Below are 24,481 nucleotides of genomic sequence, written 5' to 3' on the forward strand. Positions count from 1 at the left end.
ATGCAGGTTAGCGATAAGCGTTAATTTTTCGAATTTTGGGGGTGATTGATCCTGTATCGATACACCGTCGCCCATTCTTTATGTCGTTTTCTGGGAGCTATTTTATGAAAGCTGTTGTCGTGAAAATGTGCGCTGTTACTGCGGTTTTGATGGTTTCGGGCGTTGCGACTGAGTCGGTTCAGGCCGGCGAAGTCTATGGCGGGGTCTATAAGCACGATATGAGCTTTGTGCGCGATCTGACCGGCTCGGAAGAAAAGATCTACGAAACCGGCGAGGATTTCGAACTGGGCTGGCGATCCGAAAAGATCGAATCCTGGGATTACCTGAAACACCCCAGTATCTACATTCAGACCCAGATCAACGACTCCGGCAACACCAACCAGGTCTCCGTCGGCCTGACCTGGAAAGCGACGCCGTTCCAGGACGACAGGATTTACCTGCGCCCGGGGTTCGGTATTGCCACCCACGACGGCCGGCTCACGATTCCCGATCCTGCCGAGCCCGGCATCACGCCAACCGAGCACGATCGCCGTGTCGCCCTGGCGCTGGAACCCAAGAATGAGTACGGTTCGCGCGTCCTGTGGAACATGCAGTTCGGCGTCGGTTACGACCTGTCTGACAGCAGCTCGATCGAGATCAACTGGAACCATATCAGCCACGCCTTTATGCCGTTGCCCAAGGAAGCCAAGGGCGACAGCAATCAGGGGCAGGATAATCTCGGCCTTCGCTACAACCACCGTTTCTAACCTCCTCTATAAGCCGCTGGGAGTGGCCTGCAAATGCCCGTCTTTTTCCGCTCCCTTGCTCATGTACTTGAGTACACTTCGCTTCGGGTGCTCAAAAGCCAGACATTTTCGGCTCACCCCAACGGCTTATAGGACAGCGCCATGAAGTGAACCTCGGGTCTACTTGTGGCGCCCTATCAGGTGCGTCCGCGGTATCCGAAAAGCGATGCGGCATTTGTTTCAGCTTGATGACACTTAAGGGGTTACAAGCGCTGATTCCTGCTCTATAGGGTGCCACCGTTTGATGGCCGGGGAGGTTCCGGCCGCTGTGACGGAGTTTTCCCTTGGCAAATGTAACCGTAATCGGCGCCCAGTGGGGCGATGAGGGCAAGGGCAAGCTCGTCGACTGGCTGTCGAACCGCGCCGACGTCGTTGTGCGTTTCCAGGGCGGCCATAATGCCGGTCACACCCTGGTGGTTGATGGCAAGGTCTATAAGCTCTCCCTGTTGCCGTCCGGTGTTGTCCAGGGCAAGCTCAGCGTGGTTGGTAACGGTGTTGTTGTCGATCCGTGGGCCCTGTTCGATGAAATTGCCCGCGTCGAGGCCCTGGGCCTGACCATCACGCCCGATCTGCTGGTCATTGCCGACAATGCCTGCCTTATCCTGCCGATCCACAGCGAACTCGACATTGCCCGCGAAGCCGCCGCCGGCGTCAACAAGATCGGCACGACCGGCCGCGGCATCGGTCCGGCCTACGAAGACAAGGTCGGCCGTCGCGCCATCCGTGTCGCCGATCTCGAAGATCTCGATGCGCTGGAAGGCAAGATCGACCGCCTCCTGACCCACCACAACGCCCTGCGCCAGGGGCTGGGCCTGCCCGATGTCGACGTTGCCGGCCTGGTTGCCAAGCTGACCGCCATCGCGCCGCGCCTGCTGCCCTTCATCAAGCCCGTTTGGTACGTGCTGGACAAGGCACGCCGCGAAGGCAAGCGCATCCTGTTCGAAGGCGCCCAGGGCGCGCTGCTCGATATCGACCACGGTACCTATCCCTTCGTCACCTCGTCCAACACGGTGGCAGGACAGGCGGCAGCCGGCACCGGCATGGGGCCGAAAAGCGTCGGCTATGTCCTGGGTATCCTGAAGGCCTACACCACCCGCGTCGGCTCCGGGCCGTTCCCGACCGAACTGTTCGACGAGATCGGCCAGGGTATCGCCACGCGCGGCCACGAATTCGGCACCGTCACCGGCCGGGCGCGCCGCGTCGGCTGGCTGGACGCCGTCCTGGCGCGCCAGTCGATCGCCATCAACGGCATTGACGGCATTGCGCTGACCAAGCTCGACATCCTCGATGGCATCGAGACCATAAAGGTCTGTGTCGGTTACAAGGTCGGCGACCAGGTCCTCGACTACCTGCCGGCCGGTTTCAAGGCGCAGCAAGGTATCGAGCCAATTTACGAGGAAATCGAAGGCTGGAGCGAGAGCACCCAGGGCGCTCGCTCGTGGAAGGACCTGCCGGGCAATGCGGTGAAATACGTCCGTCGCATCGAGGAACTTATCGGCGCGCCTGTCGCCCTATTGTCGACCTCTCCAGAAAGAGAAGATACGATTCTGATGCGGGACCCGTTTCAGGACTGATGTCTCCTGCTTTTATCGGTCGTTAACCGCGTATTTCAAGCGGATATTCAGGGCTCTGCGTTAGGTTTATCGCTTAGTAACCCTGAGACTCGTCCGATGTTTGCCCTTGATCCCCGCCTGCAGGCCCGCCTGCGTCCGCATATGAGTCGTGTATTGATCCTTGAGGACAATCACGCCTATGCCCGGATGCTGGCCGATATGCTGCGGACCATCGGGGCCGACAACATCATCATCGATAGTGACGATCGCGCCGCCATGAGTGTGGCTCGCAACCTCAATCCGCAGCTGATCCTGACGGAATACAAGGCCGGCAGTATCGACGGCATCGAATTCACCAAAGCCCTGCGGCGCAGCGATCTGGCTTGCCGCAAGGCGCCGGTCATCATGATCAAGGGTGATGTCACGCCGGCGCAATTGAGCGAGGCGCGCAACAGCGGTGTCCACGAAGTGCTGATGAAGCCCTTTGCCTGGCAGGACCTGATGACGCGCCTGCAAAACGTCCTGTTCAAGTCGCGTGACTGGATCGAGGTCAATTCCTATACCGGTCCGGATCGCCGCCGCTTCAATACCGGCGATTACAAGGGCCCGAAAAAGCGCAAGACGGAAGGCGACGGATCGCAACGCATCGCCGTCGAAGAGGCTGTTCGCCTTCTGAAAGCCTCGCTGGAATTGTTCGACGACGACGGCGAAGTCATGCTGCGCACGGTCATGCAGCAGATGGCGATCATCGTTCCGGCGGCCAAGTCGGTCAAGGATCCGCGCTTTGTACAAGCGGCGACGGCGATTATAGGCGACTTGCGTCTGCGCGTCCTGACCAAGGAACGCCTGGCGCCCCAGGTATCCCTGATGATCAAGGCGCTGGGCATGAGTTCCTCGGGCAACCAATGGGCCCACGACCTGTTTGTAAAGGGTATGGCCGATCAGGAATCCGAACGCGGTGAACTGGATCGTAAGCTGTCGATCGATGTTGATACAGGGCGGACAACGGGTGAAGCCGCCGCGTAATACAAAGGCGCCCTGACTGAGTCAGAACGCCTTTACGCTTTTAACATAGATATTTAATGCGCTTAGCCGGCCGGTGTCGCGGCAGCAGCTGCCGAGACCATGGCCTTTTGCAGCTTTTCGAAGGCACGGACCTCGATCTGACGCACACGCTCACGCGACACGCCGAAGCGTTCAGCCAGGTCTTCCAGCGTCGTGGCGCTATCCTTCAGACGGCGTTCGGTCAGGATTTCCCGCTCGCGCGCGTTCAATTCGCCCATGGCCGTCTGCATCAGGCCCATGCGCAGATTGTATTCTTCCGAATCGGCCAGGACGCTTTCCTGCGACTGCTGGGCGTCGTCGACCAGCCAGTCCTGCCATTCCGACTCGCCTTCCGATGCGCGGATCGGCGCATTGAGCGATGAGTCCGGCGACGACATGCGACGGTTCATATTGATGACGTCGGTTTCCGACACGCCCAGCTTGGTGGCGATCTGCTCGACGTGAGCGTGCTTGAGATCGCCTTCTTCGAGAGCCGATATTTCCGACTTCACCTTGCGCAGATTGAAGAACAGCTTCTTCTGGGCGGCAGTCGTACCCATCTTGACCAGCGACCACGAGCGCAGGACATATTCCTGGATCGACGCCTTGATCCACCACATGGCGTAGGTGGCCAGGCGGAAGCCGCGTTCCGGATCGAACTTCTTTACGGCCTGCATCAGGCCGACATTGCCTTCGGAAATCACTTCACCGACCGGCAGGCCATAGCCGCGATAACCCATGGCGATCTTGGCCACCAGACGCAGATGCGAGGTGACCAGCTTGTGGGCGGCCTTGGCATCCTGATGTTCCGCCCAGCGCTTGGCCAGCATGAATTCTTCATCCTTGGCCAGCATCGGGAACTTGCGGATTTCCGAAAGGTAGCGGTTCAGTCCGCCGTCCGGCGACAGGGCCAGGCCGGCCGACAAATTGCCGGACGTGTTCATCGAAGTGAGGGCTGTGGAGCTGCTCATCGGGCTATCATCTCTTTCGGAAAGTCGATCACTAAGATCGGAAGAAGAAGTTGTGTCGGTCATGAGCGTCTCTTCCGCGAGGGGGAACGCAGTAAGGGAACAGCCCATGCCCGACAACTGCGTTCAGATTTAGGTAGGGTTTTGCCAAAAAAAAGGCCTGAGCCCGCGACAAATTCTAAATTGTCGCTTTAGCCTAGCATGTGTGACCCAAAACCAACCTTCACAAGGCAGTGAGTGCAGCGCAACAATTCGTCTGGGCGGCGCTATAGTCTCGCTGGTGTTACAGAGAGTTGAGGTCGCTTTAATGCACCGACTTGGCCTGTCGCGCGGGCAACAGCTTTATGCCGAGGTCTGTCTGAAGCCATGTCATATCATCTCGGGAACGCTGGCGTGTGTCATAGCTTGTCACCACGGTAAGATGCCCGGACGTGCCTCCCGACATCTCCACCGGCCGCGACGGAATCCAGATATTGGCGATGCGCAACAAGGAATAGTAGCTTTGCCGGCCTATAAGCTCATGCCCCTGAGTCGTTTGCCGATAAACCAGATCGTGGCGGATCGAGCCTTTGTCGGACTTTAGAAGTTTGTCGGGTATGGCAGCCTTCACGACGACGATATCGTCATCGGACAGATTTCCAACGCTACTTATGACGCACGCCCCGGTTTCGGCGAAATATTTGTCTATGTTGGTGGGCCCGGAATAAAATCGAGAATGTGGATTTGGGCAGTCCTTCCGAGCCTCCAATGCATATCGCGTTACCGCGACATCCGCTGGAAAGCGGTCGGAGAACCGAAGTGGCCTGTGCTCCGGTCGCGTGGCATAGTCGACATGGCTGACCCTATGCTCCGTGAGAAGCGCCATACACAAGGCATTGCAATATCCGAAATCTGGGCCGCCGGTATCATCATCGCTGACGATGATCGCCAGATTTTGGGTGGGTACCGACTGCGTGGCAGGATGATCGGCGGCCTTCAATCCCGCAAGGACATTGTTTTCAGGGATGTTAAGGAGCCAGGGTACGCCCACAGCAACTAGGGCCATGCCGGAAACCGTCGCCAGAATGCGTGTGACCGGATGCCAGCGGGCGATCAGCAGGTTGAGACCAAAGGCCAAGAGCAGGTAGATAAAGAGCGGAACCGCAAGCAGCAGCAAGGCACCAACGAGGATAAACAGCGAGAGCAGAATCAGATCGTTAGGCAGTAGCCAAGCCAGTAGCGCCGCGCTTCCGATGGGCACGAGGAATACCAGCCACACCTTGAATTCCAGCCTCGTCATAAGTTCGTGCTTTCCCTTTTGCGCACAACCTTAAACAACAAGCTCTATTTTTGCCTTAAGTTGTAAGGGCGCATGACAGGCGTTTCTCTATATTTTTTCTACATCTCGCTTAGTGCCGCGACCAGTTCGGCCATGTCTTCGGGCAGGGGCGCCTTGAATTTCAGTTTTGCACCGGTGATCGGATGAACAAATCCGAGCAGTCCGGCATGCAGCGCCTGACGACTGAAATCCAGTTCGCGCACAAGCTCCTGGACCTCGCGCGCCGGCGAACCTGAGCCATACACCGGATCACCCAGGCACGGACAGCCGAGATGCGCCATATGCACCCGAATCTGATGCGTGCGCCCGGTTTCCAGACGGCAGGTTAGCAGGGCGGCGAGGGGTTTGGTCGTGCCGAATACCTCTTCCAGTCGGTAATGGGTAATGGCTTCGCGGCCGCCGCCGCGCAGTACGGCCATCTTTTTTCGGTCGTGGTGCGAGCGGCCGATCTGGGTCTTGACTGTGCCGGTAACATATCTCGGTGCGCCGCGGACGATGGCGCGATATTCCCGGTCGATATCGTGCCGGGCAAACAGCTCCGACAGGGCGCGGTGGGCAGCGTCGCTCTTGGCCGCCACCAGGACGCCGGACGTGTCCTTATCCAGACGGTGGACGATGCCGGGGCGCAGGACACCGCCTATGCCCGACAAAGAGTCGCCGCAATGAAACAACAGCGCATTGACCAGGGTGCCGTCGCGCGTGCCCGGCGCCGGATGGGCCGCCATGCCGGCGGGTTTGTTGACGACGATCAGGTGTTCGTCCTCGAAGATGACTTCGATGGGCAGGTCCTGGGGCTCGGGCGTCGCGCTGATCAGGGCAGGAATCAGCAGGCTGTACTCGCCCGGCTTGGCCTTGTGCTTGCCATCCGTTATGACGGCGCCGTTGGAGCTGAGCCGGCCCTCGGCGATCAGAGCCTGCAGCCGCGCCCGCGACAGGTCGGGAAAATGAGAGGTGAGGGCGCGGTCCAGCCGGTCGCCGGCCTCATCCTCGGTTAGGGTGGCAGTCAGGATCTCGCCTTCGGAGGTCAGATCGTCGTCGTCGATATCGTCGGGATTGGAAGTCATGCGTCCCTGTAGTGGACGCGGGCGCAAAAGGGAAGTTATCGATTGATGCCCCCTTGCTTGACAGTCGGCTAAAAAGTGATATCACTTTGATATATAAACCGGAGGGCTGGAACCATGGCTGAAGACGATAAACCTGTAAGCCAATTGGTGTCCCAGGGCTGGGAAATCATTGCTTTCACCGCATCCAATGAGGGGGACGGCATGACGCAGTCCTTCCTGATGCGACGTCAAAAACAGCACAAGATTCTCCGCGTGCGGCCCAAGGCCTTCGGCAAGGGTTACGTCGTCAAGGAATTGGACGTTTAGCAGCCTGGGAGGGCACCTATGAGCGATTCATCTATCAACCGGACGCAAGAGGTCTCGGGCGGCGGCAATTCCGGCGGCCTGTGGTTGCTGATCTTCTTCGCCATGCTGGCGGTGGTGATCATCGCCCCCTTCCTGCTGGGGGTGCGTGCGGTCGCTGTATCCATACCGCTGGGCATCACCGCATTCTTTACCCTGTGCGGCTTCTACGCCATCCAGCCGAACCAGGCGGTCGCCGTTACCCTGTTCGGCAATTACAAGGGCACCGATCGCACGACCGGCCTGCGCTGGGTTCCTTTCTGGTACGGCCGCAAGAAGGTCTCGATGCGCGTCCGCAATGTCACCAGCGAGACGCTGAAGGTCAATGACCAGCGCGGCAATCCGGTCGAGATTGCCGCCAATGTCGTCTGGCACGTTGCCGACTCCGCCCAGGCCCTGTTCGACGTCGACGACTATGTCGCCTTCGTCAATATCCAGATCGAGACGGCCCTGCGTGAAACGGCCCGCCAGTACGCCTACGACCACGCCGATGACGGTCAGCCGACCCTGCGCGACGACGCCGAGATCGTTGGCGAGCGGCTGAAGGCTGATCTGGCCAAACGCGTCGAGGTCGCCGGCGTGGCGGTCGATGAGACCCACCTGATGCATCTGGCCTATGCGCCGGAGATCGCCGGCGCCATGTTGAAGCGCCAGCAGGCCGAGGCCGTCATTGCCGCCCGCCAGAAGATTGTCGCCGGCGCCGTCGGCATGGTCGAAATGGCCCTGGAACAGCTGTCACAGCGCGGTGTCGTCAATCTCGACGAGGAACGCAAGGCGGCCATGGTGTCTAACCTGCTCGTGGTGCTGTGTGCCGACCGCGAGGCCCAGCCGGTGGTCAATACCGGCAGCCTTTACTAAGGCCATGGCGTCGCCGGGTAAGCGTGCCTATCCACTTCGGGTCCGGCCCGAAGTCCTGGCGGCGGTCGAACGCCTGGCCGCCGCCGAACTGCGCTCGACCAATGCCCAATTGGAAATGCTGCTGCGCGAAGCCCTGACCCGACGGGGGATTCGTCTGGCAGCGCTCAAGCCGGACGACGGCGAAGAGGTTTAATCGATATCCTCGTTGACCAGGCCGACCTTGAGATAGCCGTGCTGCTGCAGGCCGTTGAGCACCTGCATGAAGTCGGCATATTGCACATCCTTGTCGCCGCGGATCAGCACGCGTTCGGCCAGCGGGTCGGGCGACTGCAAGGCGGCGCGCAGGTCGGCGTCCAGTGTGGCCAGCGAGGTCTGATCATCGCCGATGAAGATGCGGCCAGGCCCCATGACCGAAATAAAGACAGGCTTGCGATCACTGTGGACGGTGCCGTCGGATGGCGGCATGTCGAGACGTACGGCCTTGGTGGCGACGGGTATCGAAACCATGAAAATGATCAGCAGAACCAGCATGACATCGACGAACGGCGTGACGTTGATCTCTGCGTTCTGTTCGATAGCGTACACCGAACTGCGTGTGTGAAACCGTGCTCCCATTGGCTTTCCCTCCCTCTGACGCGCCGGCGACAGGCCAGGCGCAGCGCCATTATACCATGGCGAGGCGGGCATGAAAAAAGCCCCGGCGGAATGAACCAACCGGAGCTTTTAAATGCGTGAAAATTCGAAAAACTATTCGATATCTTCGTTGATCAGACCGACCTTGAGGAAGCCGTGCTGCTGCAGTTCGTTCAGCACCTTGACGAAGTCGTTGTACTGGATGTCCTTGTCGCCACGCACCAGAATACGTTCATTCAGCGGATCGGGGCTTTGCAGGGCGGCGCGGACGTCGGCGTCCAGCGTGGCCAGCGAGGTCTTGGTGCTGTTGATATAGATGTCTTCGGACGACATGATCGAGATGAAGACCGGGTCCTTCTTCTTTTCAGACGAGGGCGGCGCCTTGGCGGGCGGAAGGTCGAGCTTGATCGACACGGTCGCGGCCGGGATGGACACCATGAAGATGATCAGGAGCACGAGCATGACGTCGACGAACGGCGTCACGTTGATGTCTGCATTCTGATCGACGGTATATTTACCGCCGCCCTTGCCACCGAGCTTTGCGCCCATGAGTAAACTCCCTAACTGCCCGGCGTCGGCCTGACGCGCGGGTCGGAAAATTATGACGTACGATCGCCGCCGCGCAATGACATGCGCTAACATTAACAACCGACACCGGGATTTAGGCCAAGTCCCGGACAAAAGTAAAGACCTAAACCGCCTGTAACCCGGCCTTAAGCGACCTATAGGGGACAGAGATTAAGATTATTCAAAGCCATCAAGGCCTAATTCTCCCTTGGGGCGAAAACTTAAGCAGGAAAAATTACGGCGTCCGGATCACCTGACCACGGACGCCGTAAAAAAGCGATTCTGAATCGCAGCGTGCTATCTGCGAGCCAACCTTACTTATGAGTTAGGCGCAAGAAACGATCCTGCAGAGCCTGGTCGGTCTTGAACACGCCGGTAAAGCGTGTGGTGACGGTCGAGACATTCTTGTGGTGCACGCCGCGCGTGGTCATGCACTGGTGCTCGGCATCGATCATGACGGCCACACCCAGAGGCGCCAGGGATTGGTCGAGCGCGTCGGCGATCTGCTTGGTCATGGTTTCCTGGGTCTGCAGGCGCTTGGCGAAGATCTCGACGACGCGAGCGATCTTGGAAATGCCGACGACCTTTTCCGTCGGCATATAGGCCACCCAGGCCTTGCCAAGGAAGGGCGCCATATGGTGTTCGCAGTGCGATTCGACGTCGATTTCGCGCAGCATGACCATATCGTCATAGCCCTGCACGTCTTCGAAGGTACGTGACAGCTCAATTTTCGGGTCGGCCTGATAGCCCTGGAACCATTCGTTATAGGCATCGACCACGCGCTTGGGCGTATCGATCAGACCTTCACGGTCGGGGTTGTCGCCCGCCCACGCCAGAAGCGTGCGCACCGCTTCCATCGCGGCTTCGCGCGAGGGGCGGTTGGTAAAGGTGGTGATGCTTACCGGCTTGGAGGTAGCGAGCAGGCTTTTCGGATCCAAACTATCCATGTTCAACACATATTCCCTCATGAGGGCCGAGTAGCGCCGGAACGACGGTTCCGGAATGACGCGTGGCATCCCTCAATTTGCATGCTCAAGGCGCATGCTGGCCTCACTCTATACTCATGCTCAAGGCGCATGCTGGCCTCAACTCGTTTTGCGCCTTATGAGCGCCGGCCGCGTCAGTTTCCGTCAGGAAGTGCGACCGTGGCGATTACACATACGTTCATAGCACATTTTTGGTTCAAGACGTGTGACATAAACATGGTGCGAAGGCCCGACCGCGTCTATATGGGACACGGACCCATCATTACAACTGAAATTGCGCATGAAACTGTACATTCACGACACGCTGAAACGCGACAAGATTGAATTCATTCCGAAAAATCCTGAGCGCGTGACTCTGTATGTCTGCGGTCCAACCGTCTATTCCTATGCCCATATCGGCAATGCCCGACCTGTCGTGGTGTTCGATGTCCTGTTCCGTCTGTTGCGGTCCCTGTTCGGCCAGGCGCACGTCATCTATGCCCGCAACATCACCGACGTCGATGACAAGATCAACAAGGCGGCGATGGACGAAGGCGTATCGATTGACGTCATTACCAACCGCTATGCCGACATCTACAATGCCGATATGGCCAGCCTGGGCGCCCTGCGGCCGACGATCGAGCCGCGCGTCACCCACAATATGGACGCCATCATCAAACAGATCGGCGATATTGTCGCCAACGGCCATGCCTATGCGGCGGAAGGCCATGTCCTGTTCGATGTCGCCTCCTTCGAAGCCTATGGCGAATTATCCGGCCGCACGCTCGACGACATGATCGCCGGCGCCCGTGTCGAGGTCGCGCCCTATAAACGCAACCCGCAGGATTTCGTGCTGTGGAAGCCGTCCAAACCTGGCGAGCCCGTATGGGCCAGCCCGTGGGGACCCGGTCGGCCGGGCTGGCATATCGAATGCTCGGCGATGATCGAGGCCAATCTCGGCCTGCCGATCGATATCCATGGCGGCGGTCACGACCTGATCTTCCCGCACCATGAAAACGAGATCGCCCAGGGGAGGTGTGCCCAGCACAGCCACGGTCATGAGGCCGGCTACGCGAACTACTGGATGCACAACGGCTTCCTCGAATTCGGTCCAAAAGACGCGCCTACGAAGATGTCGAAGTCCCTGGGCAATGTGAAACTGGTCCACGACCTGATCAAGGAGGTACCGGGCGAAGCCCTGCGCCTGGCCTTGCTGTCCGGACACTACCGCGGTCCGCTCGACTGGACGCCGGAACTGGTCGCCCAGTCGCGCGCAAGGCTCGACGGCCTTTATGGCACGCTGCGCAAGTTCGCCGATGTAGCGACGCGCGATGTCGTGACGCCGCCGGCGATCCTGGAGGCGCTGTGCGACGATCTCAACACCTCCCAGGCCCTGGCCGAACTGTCGTCCCTGGCCAAGACGCTGGAAACGGCGACCAGCGAAGGGGCGCGCGTCGTCGCCAAGTCGGAACTTTTGGCGGCCGGGCAGATCCTGGGCCTGCTGCAGGGCGACGCCGAAGCGTGGTTCAAGGTCGGCGCCAGCGATGAACTGACGCAGCAGGTCGACGCCCTGATCGCTAAGCGCATAGCGGCACGGGCAGCCAAGGATTGGCCGGAAGCCGATCGTATCCGCAAGACTCTTGACGAACTGGGTATCGAGGTGATGGACTCCGCGACGGGAGCCACCTGGAAGCTAAAGGTAGGGGTGTAGATCATGTTCAAGATTGAGGCACGGGCCGGAATCGCGGCCCCGATCGACGATGTGTATGAACTGCTGGCGGACATAGACTCCTGGCCGACCTGGAGTCCGATCCACAAGGCGGCCTCTGGTAAGCTCAGTTTCGGTGCGCCGTTTCATTCGGAAGAGCAGTTCGAGGGCCTGGGCGTGTGGGAAATCGACGGCGTCATCGCCGACTGGACGCCGTTGTCGCACATCCATATCCACGTTCCGAAGAAGTTCTATGAAGGCACGCTGACGCGCTATTACGAACTGGAAGCCTTGTCCGGCAAGGGGACGGTATTTTCGGTCGGCGCGGCGTTCAACGGTTTCCTGTCGGAACGCGAAGGGCGCCGCTACGCCAAATTCCTCAAGCCCGGCTTCGAACAGATGGTGGAGGGCCTGAAGGCGAAGGCCGAGGCGAAGTTTGCCGAAAATCCCGACCGGCTGACCAATTACGATCCGCCGGTGACGCCGCCTAAATCGTTTGCGCCGCCACCGAAGAAAGCACCGCCCTGGGCGCCGCCCAAGCGCTGGAAGATCGGCGTGAAATAGGCTCAGCGGCTCAGGATTTGGCCTATCGCGGCCGCTTCGGGTGTTTCGGTTCCGATAATGAATGCTTCCGAACATGGCCGCTGCATGACGGTCATTAAGCTGACTTCGGGTGTAGGCGCTGTGGCGCTCGAGCGATGTAAGGCGATCAGGAACGGACCGGGCGCCATGGTCCCAGGTTTGCCGAACATTCCCTGCATTCCAGGTCACCTTAAGCCTCTCTGGAAGCTTCTCTGGAGCCTTCCCTGCCAGCACATGGTCCACAAGAATGTCGAACCGCGCATTAATCGCCGCTAAACCCCGTTCCCTGCCTTGTATCGGCAAATCCTTTAACGCCCCGCGGTTAGATTAAGGTACACATCTTCAGGAGAGCTATTTCGTGGTCATTGGCAATCATGGGGCGTTCGGCTTGGTGGTCGTCGCGCTGCTTTGTGGCTGCTCCAGCCATCACACCGATTCCGAGCGATCCAGCCTGCCCGGCGGGCTTAGGGCAGGCAAGGTGATTTCGGGATCGATAGATCGAAATTTAGCGTTCCAAGAGGGCGTCGTCATTTTCGAATTGCCGGAAACGACGGCCCGACAGTTGAAGTACGGCGGCGTTGCCGTCCTGCGGCTGATGCTGCAAAACGCTGGGGGAGCCCGCGCAAAATACAGCGCTTGGCAAGAAACACCGGCTCTACGCCCGGACGACTATCGTGACATCCACAGTGGCAAACCGGTTCGTGCTCTGAGCGCGTTGAATTGCAGCCGCGGGAAGGCGGGTTCTTTCCGGGACAATTATTCGCTGTGTGCTGCGCTTACTTCGCCGGGCAACTATTATTCGATGCGTGGAGACGAAGAGATCGTCATAGTCATGCCCAGGCAAAAATTAATTGCCTATGCGATTTGCGACCAATAGGTTCCGCCCGAAGCAGGCGCGAGCACGAGCGCGCTGAAAAAATCTGCGAAATCTTTGTAATCTGCGGATAACCTTCTTCCTACCCGAACCGCCATAACCTATGTAGGCAGTTCATGATCGATGAACTCTATTCCCGTGAAATCCTCCGTCGGACCACCATGCTGCAGCATGTCGGCAGGTTGGCGCATCCCGACGGCAGCGCCGACAAGACGGCGAAGCTGTGCGGCTCGACCATTCACGTCGAGGTCGCCATGGACGGCGACACAGTGAAAGACTTTGCGCACGAAGTCCAGGCCTGCGCCCTGGGCCAGGCCGCCGCTGCCATCCTCAGCCAGCATGTCATCGGGGCGGACACTCATGAGATCACAGCCGCTCGCGACGCCTTGCGCAGTCTGCTAAAAGGCGAGGCGGTCGCATTTCCGGAACGCTTCGCCGACCTTGCCATTCTCGCCAGTGTCAAGGATTTCCCGGCACGGCACGCCTCGACCCTGCTCGCGCTCGAGGCCACCTGTGAAGCCATTTCCCGGGCCCAGGCCGCTTAGGCATTTGTACCGCACTGCCGTGATTAAAGTGCATCATTGTTGCGCCGCACCATTGTAAGTTCGTTTCGGGGTTGCTTTACGGCAAAAAATAGGCTGGAATATCCCAAGGGATGGGAACTGTAGTGCGCGTAATGTAATGCGGCTCGTCAAATGTTCGTCAGAGACTGACTTCGCGGCATGTCCAGATTTTATGAGCGTTCCGTGCGCGCGGCCCTCCGTGCGTACAAACTAACCCTTTCACCGTATATCGGGCAAGGCTGCCGGTTTCGGCCGACCTGTTCTGAATATATGGCCGATGCTTTGATCCTTCACGGCCCGGTTGCCGGTTCGTGGCTGGGTATCAAACGAATCTGCCGGTGCCGTCCGGGTGGAGGGGCGGGTTATGATCCGGTCCCCCTGAAAACAGGGGGTTCCATATAAGATTTCCCGTGGTATGCGGGTGACACGAAGTCGGTTCGACAGGTCTCAGAACGAAGACCACATCGAATCTTTATAAAATTTATTGCGCGATGAAGCCCGCCGTAAGGGCTACAGGTCGCCAGCTAGAAGTGCCAAAAACGTGACCTTGATGACGATAGACTTGACGTTCCCCGATGGCGCCATTCGCTCCTTCGAGACGGGGACAACCGGCAGACAGATTGCCGAGAGCCTGTCGAAATCACTGGCCAAGAAAGCCGTGCTGATAAAGCTCGACGGTGCCTTGTTGGATTTGGATCGACCTTTGCAATCTGGGGGGAGGCTTGACATCTTGACGCGCGAAGCTCCCGAAGCCCTCGAGGTGATCCGCCACGACACGGCGCATATCCTGGCCCAGGCGGTGCAGGAACTGTTTCCCGGCACCCAGGTCACTATCGGTCCGGCGATCGATGACGGCTTCTATTACGACTTCGCCCGCAGCGAGCCGTTCAGCACCGAAGACTTCCCGAAGATCGAAGCGAAGATGCGCGAGATTGTCGACCGCGATGACAAGATTCGCCGCGAAGTCTGGGACCGCGACGACGCGATCGCCCATTTCGAATCGATCGGCGAGGCCTATAAAGCCGAGATTATTCGCGACCTCCCGGTCAGCGAGCCGATCAGCCTGTACTGGCACGGCGACCAGTGGAAGGACCTGTGCCTGGGGCCCCACCTGCCGTCGTCGAAGTTCGTCGGCAAGGCGTTCAAGCTGACCAAGCTGGCCGGTGCCTATTGGCGCGGCGACCACAACAATGCCCAGCTCCAGCGCATCTATGGCACGGCCTGGGCCACGGAAGCCGATCTCGAAGCCTATATCCAGCGCGTCGAAGAGGCGGAAAAGCGCGACCATCGCAAGATCGGTCGCCAGATGGACCTGTTCCACATGCAGGAAGAAGGCCGTGGCATGGTCTTCTGGCATCCCAAGGGCTGGACCCTGTGGCGGACGCTGGAAGCCTATATGCGCCGCCGGCTCGATGCTGCGGGCTATGTCGAGGTCAAGACGCCCCAGGTCCTGGACCGCTCCTTCTGGGAAAAGTCCGGTCACTGGGAAAAGTACCGTCCTAACATGTTCGTCTGCGAAACGGTCGAAGGCGAGACCCTGTCGCTGAAGCCGATGAACTGTCCGGGCCACGTCCAGATCTTCAAGGTCGGCCTGCGTTCCTACAAGGAACTGCCGATCCGCATGGCCGAATTCGGCGCCTGTCACCGCTACGAACCGTCGGGTTCGCTGCACGGCCTGATGCGCGTGCGCGGCTTTACCCAGGACGACGCCCACATCTTCTGCCGCGAAGACCAGATCGTCGACGAGACGGCGAAGTTTGTCCGCCTGACCCAGCTGATCCATGGCGATCTCGGCATGGAAACGGCCTATATCAACCTGGCCACTCGCCCCGAAATCCGCGCCGGTTCCGATGAATTCTGGGACAAGGCCGAGGGCATGTTGGCGCAGGCGGCTGAAAAGGCCGGGGTCGAACCGATCATCGCCGTAGGTGACGGCGCCTTCTATGCGCCCAAGCTCGACTTTATCGTCAAGGACGCCATTGGTCGCGAATGGACCTGCGGCACGCTTCAGCTCGATTATGTCCTGCCCGAACGCCTCGACGCTGAATATGTCGCCGAAGATGGCTCGCGCCAGCGTCCGGTCATGCTGCACCGGGCGATCCTCGGTTCGTTCGAACGCTTTATCGGCATCATGATCGAAAACTACGCCGGCAAGTTCCCGCTGTGGCTGGCTCCGGTCCAGGTCGTGGTCGCGCCGATCACCTCCGACGCCAATCCCTATGCCGAGCAGGTGGCCGACACCTTGCGCGCCGCCGGCCTGCGCGTTGACGCCGACCTGCGTAACGAAAAGATCAACTACAAGATTCGCGAACACTCGCTGGCCAAGGTGCCCGTCATCGCTGTCGTCGGCCGCAAGGAGGCCGAAACCGGCGAGGTGGCGTTGCGCTTCCTGGGCAGTGACGGCCAGACCATCCTGTCCTTGGCCGACGCCGCTCAGCGGTTGAAAACGGATGCCACGCCACCTGACTTAAGACAGGGTGAGGGCCTAGCCTCCTCTAATTTTCGGAGCGCGGTATGAGACCAGATTGTTCAGTTTCAGGAGCGAAGCCACAGAAAGGGTTTTCCCCTTTCAAGGCTTTGCGACGCCAAAATGAACTATCTGGGCCATATCCCTTCGGGACGCGGCGTATTTCGTCCCTGAAGGCGTCGAAAATCCTTTGTGGTGTAGACACCACGGCAGTCCTTTCTCCTGTTCAGGGAGCGAAATCCGCTACGCGCCGCGCCCAAATATTAGGGGAGGCTAGGCCCTAACCATGAATCATACCCTGCCGCCGACCATCATCGAGCTGCTTAAGCAGCGGAAGCTGGCGACCAGCGAGGCGCATTACTTCGTGATGCCGCATCTCGACATGTCGCCCTACGATGAGACGGTCGACGGCGTGACGGTGATCATGATCGTCTTCCACACCGGCAAGGTGCTGTTCGAATCCATAGCCAAGGTGCTCGACGATCCGCAGGTGCGGCAGTTCGTCATCATCGACAACGGCTCTTCCGAGCGCGTCGCTGAAAAGCTGCGCAATCTGAAGGACGAATACGACCACATCCTGCTGGTCCAGGGCCACGGCAATATCGGTTTCGCCAAGGCCGCCAATCTGGGCGCGCACCTGGCCAACCAGCCCTGGCTGGTCTTTCTCAATCCGGACGCCCAGCTGCGTCCGGACTGTATCAAGCGCCTGGTCCAGTCGGCGCGCGGTCAGGTCGGGCCGTGCATCATCGGTTCGCGGCTGCTCAATCCCGACCTCACCGAGCAGCGTGGCGCCCGCCGAGGCGAGGTGACGCCGGTCACCACACTGCTGGCCCTGACGCGGCTGAGCAAGTTCATTCCGGAACTGCAAAAATTCGAAATTCACTACGAAGGCCATGACCTGCCGGAACAGCCACAGAGCGTCCCGACCATTTCCGGCGCCTGTTTCGTTGTGTCCAAGCGCGATTTTTCCCGTCTGAAAGGCTTCGACACCCACTTCTTCCTGCATGTCGAGGACGTCGACCTGTGCTGGCGCGCCCGTGAAGCCGGCGGCACGGTACTGTTCCACCCCAAGGCGGAAGTCATCCACGAAGGCCACACCTCGCGCGTCGAACCTTTGTTCGTCGAACTGCACAAGGGCATGGGGCTGTGCTACTATTTCCATAAACGCGCCAAGGGTTTCTGGCGCAAGGCCTATGTCCTGGCCCTGGCGCCGGTGATCCTGACCGTCTCGGTGGCGCGCGCCCTGACGCGCCCGCGGCTGAAGAACGACGAAGACGAAATCGCTGCGCAATAGCTAACATCTGTATTGTGAATTTGGATATGCGTTTTAATGCTCCCGTACGGGAATTTTTTAGCGCAATTGATGTAAATTTTTCATATCTGCACCCGAACGGGGGCGGATATATATTTATCTTTATAAAATGGCCATTTTGATCCCGTACGGGGGCCGTTTAGCGTTTTGAGACGTAATTTAACATTTTTGTTCCCGAACGGGAGCGCAATTAGGAATTTTGTCATTCCGATGCTAGTATCTTACTGAAGGGAGAGACAGCCATGTCCGACTTGCCAGTGCTACCTGCGTCCAATGACAAACCGGAAACGACTTTGGCGAATGTTATTGCCGGCGTTTTCAATGCTGTGGGCGGTGCATACGGAACAAGTAAGGGTTTCAAGCCGGTCAATAGCGCGAACGACGTTGGAGAGCGTGTTCGGGAAGCGCGCAAAGCCATGGGCCTGTCGCAACAGGCTTTTGCGGATTTGGCCGGCGTTGGCCGGCGGTTTGTCTCGGAGCTGGAAGGCGGCAAGGCAACACTGGAGTTTGAACGCGTTCTTAAGGTTTGCCAGGCCGCAGGCATAGTTGTTTTTACCTCGCCGCGCAGCGCCATTGTTCAGAGGACGCCATGAGCGAACGCTTGCGCCTCGACGTATGGCTTGACGGAACGCCGATCCCGGCTGGCATGCTGATCGCCGATACGGATGGCGCGGTAAATTTCATATATAGTGACAATTATCTTGAGTCCGGCGGACTGCCGTTGTCCCTATCCCTGCCCCTGCAACAAGGGACGGCGGGCGACGTGAAGTCCCGAGCCTTTTTCGCCAATCTGCTTCCGGAAAACAACCAGACCCAGGGCCTTATTGAGCGTGAAGGCCTGGAGGCCAACGACATTGTCGGTATCCTGTTTCATATGGGCGCTGACTGTTCCGGCGCCGTGTCGTGCCTGCCCTCGGGTTCGGCGCCTGTAAAGGTGCCTGGTGTCCTGGCAACGGACTACAGGCCGCTCAGCAATGCCGAAATTTCCGACATTATGATCGGCCTGGCCGATTACGAGCGCCTGCCCGACAATGCCAGGGATCCGTCTCCGCTGGCCGGTGTCCAGGGAAAGATCGCGATCACCGTTCTGCCGGATGGCCGCTGGGCTTTACCGGATTCCCCTTTGAAAGTTCCCACGACCCATATCCTTAAGGTGCCCCAGAAATCGGACGCCGGCGACGTCAGGCTGGAAGCCGCAGCCTGTCAAATGGCACGGGATGTTGGATTTGCCTCCAGCGTGTCTCGACCGATACGCCTGGCTGATCGCGACGGCTTACTGATAGAGCGTTTCGACCGCGTCGTTCACGACGGCGTTGTGCATCGTATCCACCAGGAGGATTTCACTCAGGCTCTGGGGCTGCCGGCAAGCCTGAAATACCAGCGAAAAGGCAAACCGGGCCGTCGCTTCGACGTCGAAGCGATCGCCCGATTGCTCCAGCATACGGCCCAACCGGCCAAGTCCCGTGAAACCTTCCTGCTGGCTACAATGTTCAACCTGGTGGTCGGCAACAGCGATAACCACGGCAAGAACCACGGACTTCTCTACAATAACGGCGCCAGCCCAAACCTTGCGCCTCTGTATGACATACTGCCCATTCGCATGGGATATCGCTACAGCCACCAGCTAGCTTTCGATATCGGCGCAGCCACTGAGGCTCAGGAAATTGCGGCTGAGGACTTTGCCGCTTTTTTTGCCGCTTTTGATCTGACGGGACCAAGATTACGCAGATTTTTGCAAGGCACCGTCAAACCTATGCTGGAACGGTTCGAAGTCAAGTCTGGAACCTTGCCTCAGTGTGGCCTCAAAGCGTTCGACGATTTCATCGGTCAGGAACTGGAACGCATCTCTCAAATCCTTGAGCTGGGACTAACTCTGAGGACGCGCGATTATTATGCGCCGCGCGGCGGCGGCTGGGCTGTGAGTTCCTGAGTCATACCCTGGTTTGGTGTTGCACGATCCGCCCCATCCGTGCCACTTCTTGCGCAAAGCGAGGGTGACGACATGGACCGGCGAAGCTTACTGAAATCGGGATTTGCGGTGGCCGGGTTGATCACTATGCCCAATCTGGCGCGTGCGCAGACCGGTGGTATCATCCCAATCCAGGTCGATCCGGCCGAGGTTTTCCGCACCACCGTATGCCTGCGTCCCTTCCGCGCTGTCGGGCCGCGCATCGAAAGCGAGGAGGTCGGCCGCAAGCAGGTCGTCCACAACTATGGCCACGGCGGCAGCGGCTGGTCGCTGTCGTGGGGCTCGGCCGCCGAAGCCGTCAAGCTGGCCATGCAATCGTCGCCTCAGAAGATCGCCGTCATCGGCGCCGGCGCCCTGGGCCTGACCGCCGCCATTACGGCGCAACGCGCCGGCGCCGACGTCACCATCTATGCGAAGGAACGCTTTCCTTTCGTCCGTTCGGCCCGCGCCACCGGCAGTTGGACGCCCGATTCGCGGGTCGCTAAGACGGCTTCGGTCGCGTCGGATTTCGGCGACCGATGGGAACGCATGGCGCGCCGCGCCCTGACCATGCACCAGTCGTTCCTGGGTGTGCCGGGTAACCCGGTTGAATATCTTGACAACTACGTGCTGCGCAATCACCCGCCGTCCGAGCAGCCCCCGCAACCGGCCACTCCGACCGTCCAACCCGCCGTAACGGCGGCTGAAGAGCAAGATCCCGGCTTCATCGATCTCGAAGACCGCCTGTATGACGTTTCCCCGCGATACAATGACGTTGCCCCCGACGCCCACCCCTTCGCCGCCGGCTATGTCCGCCACGGTCGCGACATGACGTTCAACGTGGCCGACTACGCCCGCCAGTTGGAGAGCGATTTCCTGCTGGCCGGTGGCCGTTTCGAACCGGCCGATTTTCAGGCCCCGTCCGACCTCTCGCGGCTGAAGGAGAAGGTGGTCATCAACTGTACCGGCTACGGCGCCCGCGCGCTGTGGAAGGATGACAGCATCGTTCCTGTCCGCGGCCAGATCGTTTGGCTGGTCCCTCAGCCCGACGTCCATTACGGTCTTTACTACCACGGGGTAAAGGTTCTGGCGCGGCGCGACGGCATCGTCGTGCAGGACCTTGGCCCCAACGAAAACTTCGGCTGGAACGACGACAACGAAACGCCTGATTTCGCTGCCAGGGACGCCGCGCTGGAAAAGCTCAAGACGATTTACCGCGCATAATCCGGATCCGGCCCAGAACGATCAGTCCGACGGTCAGTGCTGCGCAGATCATACCGAAGACATCGCCGATCCGGCTGTAAAGGGTCGACCCGGTGGTGGCCGGCACGTCCGCCGTCACGACCGTCACCGCGTCTCCCGACACCTGTTCGGCGATCACCCGGCCGCGGCTGTCATAGGCGCCAACCATGCCGTTGCGCGAACTGCGGGCGATAGCATAGCCGCCTTCCACCGCGCGCAGGGCTGTCATGCGCGCCGCCATCCAGCCATCCTGGCCGAAATCCCATGCCGGTACGGCCATGACGGCAGCGCGTCCGGCGTATTCGCGCCCAATCGACGGTATATGCATGTCCTTGCAGATGGCGACGCCCTGCGGCACGTCGCCGACTTTGAAAAAGACAGGTGTTGTGCCGGGCACATCGCGTGCCTCCAGGCCGGGAACCATCCTTTGCTTGTCGTACCAGGTGAGGCTGCCGTCAGGGCGGGCAATGATGGCGCGGTTGCGAAAGACCGTGTCCTTGACCTCCAGCCCTGCGACGATGGTCGAATGCCGCGCCACGGCGACCGCACTCAAGTCGCGCGCTGCCAGATCTGCCGTCGCGCGATCGAGCAGGGCGATCTTTTCCGGCAGGACCAGGATGCCGCCGGCCGGTGCCCTGGCCGCCACGGTCGGCTGGTAGAGGTTCCATACCGCCGCCCAGTCCTCGGGAATGCCGGGGAAGCGGTTGCTGGCCACCATGACGGCGGGCACGGTGCGCGCTGGCGCCGGTGTTGTCAGCCGCGCAGTGGAATAGACCGTCACACCGGCGGCGATGGCAGCCACCATCCCGACCGCCACCGCTGTCTCGGGCAGGGGTCGCGCCCGGCTCAGCAGCAATCCGGCCAGAGACCCGGGCAGCAGCATGACGAAGACCACGGCGGGCACGCCACCCAGGGCCGCCACCTGCACCACGCCCGGCACGTCCATCTGGCTGTAGGCCAGGCTGCCGGCCGCTCCGTGGGGGGACAGGCTTAGGGTCAACCATTCAAGACCCGCCGCCATGGCAGGCAGGATCAGCACGGCAAGCGGCAGGGGCAGTCGTGCACCGATGCTGTGGACAGCCCGCGCCATGCCCATCCACGAAACCATGCGCAGGACGAAGAACATGGCGACGACCGGCCACGGCATCAGGCCGGCATAGTAGGTAACGAGACTGGCCATGGCGAGGGCGCCTGCGACAGCGCCGGTCCAGGTGGCGTGCAGCGCCGATCCGCGTCCGGCGGGAATTAGCAGCACGGGCGCCAGCCACGGCGCCCACCACAACGGATGAAGGGCATAGCCGGCGGTCAGCAACAGGCCGGCGGCCAGGGCCAGGCCCAGTCGCATGACGACAGGAAGTGAAGGGGATGGGGCCAAGGAAGGGACCTGGGAAGAGGAAGCGCTGTCGGACATGTAAAAACTCCTGTGTTTCCTGATGCTTGCCATGACAAATGCGGGCCTGCCATTCTGTCTTCGCCAATGGGCGAACGGGTTCGGCGGCAGGCGAACGGAAGACGACTTGCCTTTGTTCGCGGTCTGGGTTTCAAACAAGGCAGGAGGGACTCACACCCATGCGCGTTCAGGATTGGCAAGGCGAAGGCGGGGATCGCAGCTGGTGGCTGCGCGCCCTGGCGTTTGCCGTGGTGCTCGGAATCGTTTTCGGTGTACTAGGCCCCTTCGGCAGCTTCCTGAACGGCGACGCCTCGCTGCGTATTGTCAGTTGGACGGGGAACATGGTCGCCGGCACCGTGCTTATCGGTGCGCTTGCGCCACCCCTGACGCGTCTCTTCATGCGTGCCGGATTACCGGTGCTTGCCGCGCTGGGACTTTCGCTGGTCATGCTGAACGTGCCCGGCGCTACCTTTGCCGCCATGTACGGCAACTGGCTATGGCCGCAGGCGGTCGCCCATGTCCGGCCGATCGACTGGTATGTCGAAAGCCTGATCATGACGATGGGCGTTCTCGTCCTGTGGGTGTTGCTCAACCTGGCAAGCCAGGCCCTTAGACGTCCGACGGCGCCGGAAGTCCCGTCTACGGCTAGCGACAGCCGCGAACCGGTTCTGTGCCTGCAGATGGAGGACCATTATGTCCGGGTCCATCGTGCCTCGGGTTCGCGTCTCGAGCTGATGACGCTCGGCCAGGCCATCACCCGCTATGGCGGCGATGGCTTGCAGGTTCATCGTAGCTGGTGGGTAGCGGCATCGGCGGTCTCGGTGGCCGAACGCGACGCCCGTAACCTGCGCCTGCACCTCGTCAACGGTCTGATGGTGCCGGTCGCGCGCAATCGGATCAGTGACGTCCGGGCGCGCGGTTGGCTCTCGGGCGAGGCATCCGACTAACTAAGAATGGGCCGTTGCGACCAGGCGGACGACCTCGGTGAGACTCGCCGGCTTGACCAAATGGATGTCGAATCCCGCCTCATGCGTTTTCGCCCGCATATCCTCGCTGCCCCAGGCTGTCTGCGCAATCATCAGTGTATCGGTCATGTCGGGTTGCAACCGGATGGCTTTGCACGCCTCCAGACCATTCATCACCGGCATGCCGATATCGAGCAGCACAACGTCGGGATGGAAGGATTTGGCGATTTCAACAGCTTCGCGACCATTATGGCAACTCATGACATTGTAGCCGGCGTCTTCCATCGCCCAGGTCATGATCGTAACCAGTGGCTCATTGTCGTCCGCCACCAGAACGCGGGTCGAATGCGGCGCGGAATTTTGGCGTATTGGATCTTCGGGAACTCGTATCACAGGCAACTCCACTTCAGGTTTTGGCCACGCCGGTGAGGCGAGGATCAAAGCCGGACCACCAATCATGCCCGAAAGGCCGTTGCCTTGCAGTGCGGATCGAAGGCTGTTTTGCAAGGGCGTGATCATCTTGAGAGGCCGGTTGCCCGGCCGGTGGTCATGGCTGCGCGAGCACCCATGCCATCAAGCGACCCGGCGTCAAGGACCTCGCTGACAATCCCGCGCGTCCCTTATTGAGACGCGTTCTCCGCAACTATACCGGCCATCAGGAGATTGACGATGCGCTCCGCGGCGAATTTGAACGAAGCAAAATCGCTCCTGAGTTTTAGCACCTGCACGCGGTTGAAGTGACCACCTGCCATGTCGATGATCGACGCGGCTATGAACTCGGGATCGCGGACCCGAAGGTGGGACCGCTTCGCGGTATCGATGATAGTCTGCGCAATCGGCTTGATGCCGATGTCGCGCGTCATTTCTTCGGCAATCTGCGCGATTTCCGGAAGCCCCAGCACCTCCGCCGATCCCAGCGTCCGGATAACCTTCATGGTTGGATCGCTGGCGATAATGAAATAGTTTTCGGTATGAAAGGTGAGGCATGTCCGCATGTCCGAGAATTCCACCGGCTCCGGCACGGCGGCATTTCGAATAATGGCGGCGAGGACCTCCTTGAAGAGGGAAATCTTATCTGGATACCGGACATAGAGGGTTCGCTTGGCGATGCCAACCTTGGTGGCAATCGCCTCCATTGAGGCCGCGGCATAGCCCTTGTCAGCGAATATTTCGGTCGCGACCTTCAAGATGTCGGTGTCGATGACCGGGGCGTGATCCTTTTTGGGGCGGCCGCGAAGTTTCGGACGCTCCGCATGCGTCCTGTCGTCGACAATCGCCGGCATCGACCGGTCAGAGGCAGTAGAAGTTTCCATAATTTTCACTTTAATCAGTC

General features: G+C 59.9%; 26 protein-coding genes. 17 read left to right on the top strand and 9 right to left on the bottom strand.

Annotated features, from left to right (window positions below):
- Positions 1–104: 104 nt before the first annotated feature.
- The 3 genes from AC1DXO_RS11115 to AC1DXO_RS11125 all read left to right on the top strand — a co-directional run bounded on the left by AC1DXO_RS11115 (position 105) and on the right by AC1DXO_RS11125 (position 3,364).
- Entirely contained in the window at positions 105–746 is a 642-nt protein-coding gene (locus AC1DXO_RS11115; protein ID WP_476978208.1) for an acyloxyacyl hydrolase, read from the top strand.
- Between the two features lie 323 nt (positions 747–1,069).
- Positions 1,070–2,359: an adenylosuccinate synthase gene (locus AC1DXO_RS11120; RefSeq protein WP_476978209.1), complete on the top strand. Its 1,290-nt coding sequence runs from the start codon at positions 1,070–1,072 to the stop codon at positions 2,357–2,359.
- Between the two features lie 141 nt (positions 2,360–2,500).
- Positions 2,501–3,364, top strand: coding sequence for a response regulator (locus tag AC1DXO_RS11125; protein ID WP_476978210.1), 864 nt, complete (start codon positions 2,501–2,503; stop codon positions 3,362–3,364).
- A 62-nt stretch (positions 3,365–3,426) separates the two neighbouring features.
- On the opposite strand, the gene rpoH is transcribed toward AC1DXO_RS11125, so the two are convergent.
- The 3 genes from rpoH to AC1DXO_RS11140 all read right to left on the bottom strand — a co-directional run bounded on the left by rpoH (position 3,427) and on the right by AC1DXO_RS11140 (position 6,732).
- Positions 3,427–4,326 carry an RNA polymerase sigma factor RpoH gene (rpoH, locus tag AC1DXO_RS11130; protein ID WP_476978310.1) on the bottom strand — a complete coding sequence of 300 codons (900 nt, stop codon included), beginning with the start codon at positions 4,324–4,326 and terminating at the stop codon, positions 3,427–3,429.
- Between the two features lie 328 nt (positions 4,327–4,654).
- Positions 4,655–5,629, bottom strand: coding sequence for a hypothetical protein (locus tag AC1DXO_RS11135; protein ID WP_476978211.1), 975 nt, complete (start codon positions 5,627–5,629; stop codon positions 4,655–4,657).
- A gap of 98 nt (positions 5,630–5,727) precedes the next feature.
- Positions 5,728–6,732 carry an RluA family pseudouridine synthase gene (locus AC1DXO_RS11140; protein ID WP_476978212.1) on the bottom strand — a complete coding sequence of 335 codons (1,005 nt, stop codon included), beginning with the start codon at positions 6,730–6,732 and terminating at the stop codon, positions 5,728–5,730.
- Between the two features lie 114 nt (positions 6,733–6,846).
- Here AC1DXO_RS11140 and AC1DXO_RS11145 point away from each other — a divergent pair, with 114 nt between their 5' ends.
- From AC1DXO_RS11145 to AC1DXO_RS11155, 3 genes are read left to right on the top strand one after another with little or no spacing between them, the layout of a single operon-like run.
- Positions 6,847–7,038, top strand: a complete 192-nt coding sequence (locus AC1DXO_RS11145; RefSeq protein WP_476978213.1) for a hypothetical protein — start codon at positions 6,847–6,849, stop codon at positions 7,036–7,038.
- Between the two features lie 18 nt (positions 7,039–7,056).
- The gene (locus tag AC1DXO_RS11150; protein ID WP_476978214.1) at positions 7,057–7,932 is read left to right on the top strand and encodes an SPFH domain-containing protein; all 876 of its coding nucleotides are present in this window, start codon (positions 7,057–7,059) and stop codon (positions 7,930–7,932) included.
- Between the two features lie 4 nt (positions 7,933–7,936).
- Positions 7,937–8,125, top strand: coding sequence for a type II toxin-antitoxin system antitoxin (locus AC1DXO_RS11155; protein WP_476978215.1), 189 nt, complete (start codon positions 7,937–7,939; stop codon positions 8,123–8,125).
- On the opposite strand, the gene AC1DXO_RS11160 is transcribed toward AC1DXO_RS11155, so the two are convergent.
- From AC1DXO_RS11160 to folE, 3 genes are all read right to left on the bottom strand, one after another.
- Positions 8,122–8,547, bottom strand: coding sequence for an ExbD/TolR family protein (locus tag AC1DXO_RS11160; RefSeq protein ID WP_476978216.1), 426 nt, complete (start codon positions 8,545–8,547; stop codon positions 8,122–8,124). The two genes, AC1DXO_RS11155 and AC1DXO_RS11160, sit on opposite strands and share 4 nt — an antisense overlap.
- Before the next feature lie 132 nt (positions 8,548–8,679).
- The gene (locus tag AC1DXO_RS11165; protein ID WP_476978217.1) at positions 8,680–9,114 is read right to left on the bottom strand and encodes a biopolymer transporter ExbD; all 435 of its coding nucleotides are present in this window, start codon (positions 9,112–9,114) and stop codon (positions 8,680–8,682) included.
- Positions 9,115–9,446: 332 nt separating this feature from the next.
- Positions 9,447–10,079: a GTP cyclohydrolase I FolE gene (folE, locus tag AC1DXO_RS11170; protein WP_476978218.1), complete on the bottom strand. Its 633-nt coding sequence runs from the start codon at positions 10,077–10,079 to the stop codon at positions 9,447–9,449.
- Positions 10,080–10,398: 319 nt separating this feature from the next.
- On the opposite strand from folE, the gene cysS reads away from it, so the two are divergent.
- From cysS to AC1DXO_RS11220, 10 genes are all read left to right on the top strand, one after another.
- On the top strand, positions 10,399–11,808 hold the full coding sequence (cysS, locus tag AC1DXO_RS11175) for a cysteine--tRNA ligase (RefSeq protein ID WP_476978219.1): 1,410 nt from the start codon (positions 10,399–10,401) through the stop codon (positions 11,806–11,808).
- Between the two features lie 3 nt (positions 11,809–11,811).
- Positions 11,812–12,369, top strand: coding sequence for an SRPBCC domain-containing protein (locus AC1DXO_RS11180; protein ID WP_476978220.1), 558 nt, complete (start codon positions 11,812–11,814; stop codon positions 12,367–12,369).
- A 376-nt stretch (positions 12,370–12,745) separates the two neighbouring features.
- On the top strand, positions 12,746–13,264 hold the full coding sequence (locus AC1DXO_RS11185) for a hypothetical protein (RefSeq protein WP_476978221.1): 519 nt from the start codon (positions 12,746–12,748) through the stop codon (positions 13,262–13,264).
- A gap of 113 nt (positions 13,265–13,377) precedes the next feature.
- Complete coding sequence (locus AC1DXO_RS11190; protein ID WP_476978222.1) at positions 13,378–13,806, top strand: iron-sulfur cluster assembly scaffold protein; 429 nt, start codon at positions 13,378–13,380, stop codon at positions 13,804–13,806.
- Between the two features lie 177 nt (positions 13,807–13,983).
- A complete protein-coding gene (gene yidD, locus AC1DXO_RS11195; protein ID WP_476978223.1) occupies positions 13,984–14,226 on the top strand; it encodes a membrane protein insertion efficiency factor YidD in 243 nt (80 codons plus the stop codon).
- Between the two features lie 148 nt (positions 14,227–14,374).
- Positions 14,375–16,342: a threonine--tRNA ligase gene (gene thrS, locus AC1DXO_RS11200; protein WP_476978224.1), complete on the top strand. Its 1,968-nt coding sequence runs from the start codon at positions 14,375–14,377 to the stop codon at positions 16,340–16,342.
- A 235-nt stretch (positions 16,343–16,577) separates the two neighbouring features.
- On the top strand, positions 16,578–17,585 hold the full coding sequence (locus AC1DXO_RS11205) for a glycosyltransferase family 2 protein (RefSeq protein WP_476978225.1): 1,008 nt from the start codon (positions 16,578–16,580) through the stop codon (positions 17,583–17,585).
- A 260-nt stretch (positions 17,586–17,845) separates the two neighbouring features.
- Entirely contained in the window at positions 17,846–18,196 is a 351-nt protein-coding gene (locus AC1DXO_RS11210) for a helix-turn-helix transcriptional regulator (RefSeq protein WP_476978226.1), read from the top strand.
- Positions 18,193–19,533 carry a HipA domain-containing protein gene (locus tag AC1DXO_RS11215; protein WP_476978227.1) on the top strand — a complete coding sequence of 447 codons (1,341 nt, stop codon included), beginning with the start codon at positions 18,193–18,195 and terminating at the stop codon, positions 19,531–19,533. Before AC1DXO_RS11210 ends, AC1DXO_RS11215 begins: the two co-directional genes overlap by 4 nt.
- Positions 19,534–19,605: 72 nt before the next feature.
- Positions 19,606–20,775, top strand: coding sequence for an FAD-dependent oxidoreductase (locus AC1DXO_RS11220; protein WP_476978228.1), 1,170 nt, complete (start codon positions 19,606–19,608; stop codon positions 20,773–20,775).
- Here AC1DXO_RS11220 and AC1DXO_RS11225 read toward each other — a convergent pair.
- On the bottom strand, positions 20,753–22,204 hold the full coding sequence (locus tag AC1DXO_RS11225) for a nitrilase-related carbon-nitrogen hydrolase (RefSeq protein WP_476978229.1): 1,452 nt from the start codon (positions 22,202–22,204) through the stop codon (positions 20,753–20,755). The two genes, AC1DXO_RS11220 and AC1DXO_RS11225, sit on opposite strands and share 23 nt — an antisense overlap.
- 158 nt (positions 22,205–22,362) lie before the next feature.
- Here AC1DXO_RS11225 and AC1DXO_RS11230 point away from each other — a divergent pair, with 158 nt between their 5' ends.
- Positions 22,363–23,130, top strand: a complete 768-nt coding sequence (locus AC1DXO_RS11230) for a LytTR family DNA-binding domain-containing protein (protein ID WP_476978230.1) — start codon at positions 22,363–22,365, stop codon at positions 23,128–23,130.
- Here the strand turns inward: AC1DXO_RS11230 and AC1DXO_RS11235 are convergent, their stop codons facing one another.
- Both AC1DXO_RS11235 and AC1DXO_RS11240 read right to left on the bottom strand, forming a co-directional pair.
- Entirely contained in the window at positions 23,131–23,541 is a 411-nt protein-coding gene (locus tag AC1DXO_RS11235; RefSeq protein ID WP_476978231.1) for a response regulator, read from the bottom strand.
- 227 nt (positions 23,542–23,768) lie between these two features.
- Positions 23,769–24,461 (bottom strand): TetR/AcrR family transcriptional regulator, encoded by a 693-nt coding sequence (locus AC1DXO_RS11240; protein ID WP_476978232.1) that lies wholly within the window; start codon positions 24,459–24,461, stop codon positions 23,769–23,771.
- Between the last annotated feature and the right edge of the window lie 20 nt (positions 24,462–24,481).

The sequence above is a fragment of the Asticcacaulis sp. P2_C5 genome, from assembly GCF_056404555.1.

What these genes read in the sequence shown, in the direction of transcription:
- AC1DXO_RS11115 (WP_476978208.1), top strand. Translation starts at nt 105, where the DNA reads ATGAAAGCTGTTGTCGTGAAAATGTGCGCTGTTACTGCGGTTTTGATG.
- AC1DXO_RS11125 (WP_476978210.1), top strand. Translation starts at nt 2,501, where the DNA reads ATGAGTCGTGTATTGATCCTTGAGGACAATCACGCCTATGCCCGGATG.
- rpoH (WP_476978310.1), bottom strand. Translation starts at nt 4,326, where the DNA reads ATGAACACGTCCGGCAATTTGTCGGCCGGCCTGGCCCTGTCGCCGGAC.
- AC1DXO_RS11135 (WP_476978211.1), bottom strand. Translation starts at nt 5,629, where the DNA reads ATGACGAGGCTGGAATTCAAGGTGTGGCTGGTATTCCTCGTGCCCATC.
- AC1DXO_RS11140 (WP_476978212.1), bottom strand. Translation starts at nt 6,732, where the DNA reads ATGACTTCCAATCCCGACGATATCGACGACGACGATCTGACCTCCGAA.
- AC1DXO_RS11145 (WP_476978213.1), top strand. Translation starts at nt 6,847, where the DNA reads ATGGCTGAAGACGATAAACCTGTAAGCCAATTGGTGTCCCAGGGCTGG.
- AC1DXO_RS11150 (WP_476978214.1), top strand. Translation starts at nt 7,057, where the DNA reads ATGAGCGATTCATCTATCAACCGGACGCAAGAGGTCTCGGGCGGCGGC.
- AC1DXO_RS11155 (WP_476978215.1), top strand. Translation starts at nt 7,937, where the DNA reads ATGGCGTCGCCGGGTAAGCGTGCCTATCCACTTCGGGTCCGGCCCGAA.
- AC1DXO_RS11160 (WP_476978216.1), bottom strand. Translation starts at nt 8,547, where the DNA reads ATGGGAGCACGGTTTCACACACGCAGTTCGGTGTACGCTATCGAACAG.
- AC1DXO_RS11165 (WP_476978217.1), bottom strand. Translation starts at nt 9,114, where the DNA reads ATGGGCGCAAAGCTCGGTGGCAAGGGCGGCGGTAAATATACCGTCGAT.
- folE (WP_476978218.1), bottom strand. Translation starts at nt 10,079, where the DNA reads ATGGATAGTTTGGATCCGAAAAGCCTGCTCGCTACCTCCAAGCCGGTA.
- cysS (WP_476978219.1), top strand. Translation starts at nt 10,399, where the DNA reads ATGAAACTGTACATTCACGACACGCTGAAACGCGACAAGATTGAATTC.
- AC1DXO_RS11180 (WP_476978220.1), top strand. Translation starts at nt 11,812, where the DNA reads ATGTTCAAGATTGAGGCACGGGCCGGAATCGCGGCCCCGATCGACGAT.
- AC1DXO_RS11190 (WP_476978222.1), top strand. Translation starts at nt 13,378, where the DNA reads ATGATCGATGAACTCTATTCCCGTGAAATCCTCCGTCGGACCACCATG.
- yidD (WP_476978223.1), top strand. Translation starts at nt 13,984, where the DNA reads ATGTCCAGATTTTATGAGCGTTCCGTGCGCGCGGCCCTCCGTGCGTAC.
- thrS (WP_476978224.1), top strand. Translation starts at nt 14,375, where the DNA reads ATGACGATAGACTTGACGTTCCCCGATGGCGCCATTCGCTCCTTCGAG.
- AC1DXO_RS11205 (WP_476978225.1), top strand. Translation starts at nt 16,578, where the DNA reads ATGAATCATACCCTGCCGCCGACCATCATCGAGCTGCTTAAGCAGCGG.
- AC1DXO_RS11210 (WP_476978226.1), top strand. Translation starts at nt 17,846, where the DNA reads ATGTCCGACTTGCCAGTGCTACCTGCGTCCAATGACAAACCGGAAACG.
- AC1DXO_RS11215 (WP_476978227.1), top strand. Translation starts at nt 18,193, where the DNA reads ATGAGCGAACGCTTGCGCCTCGACGTATGGCTTGACGGAACGCCGATC.
- AC1DXO_RS11220 (WP_476978228.1), top strand. Translation starts at nt 19,606, where the DNA reads ATGGACCGGCGAAGCTTACTGAAATCGGGATTTGCGGTGGCCGGGTTG.
- AC1DXO_RS11225 (WP_476978229.1), bottom strand. Translation starts at nt 22,204, where the DNA reads ATGTCCGACAGCGCTTCCTCTTCCCAGGTCCCTTCCTTGGCCCCATCC.
- AC1DXO_RS11230 (WP_476978230.1), top strand. Translation starts at nt 22,363, where the DNA reads ATGCGCGTTCAGGATTGGCAAGGCGAAGGCGGGGATCGCAGCTGGTGG.
- AC1DXO_RS11240 (WP_476978232.1), bottom strand. Translation starts at nt 24,461, where the DNA reads ATGGAAACTTCTACTGCCTCTGACCGGTCGATGCCGGCGATTGTCGAC.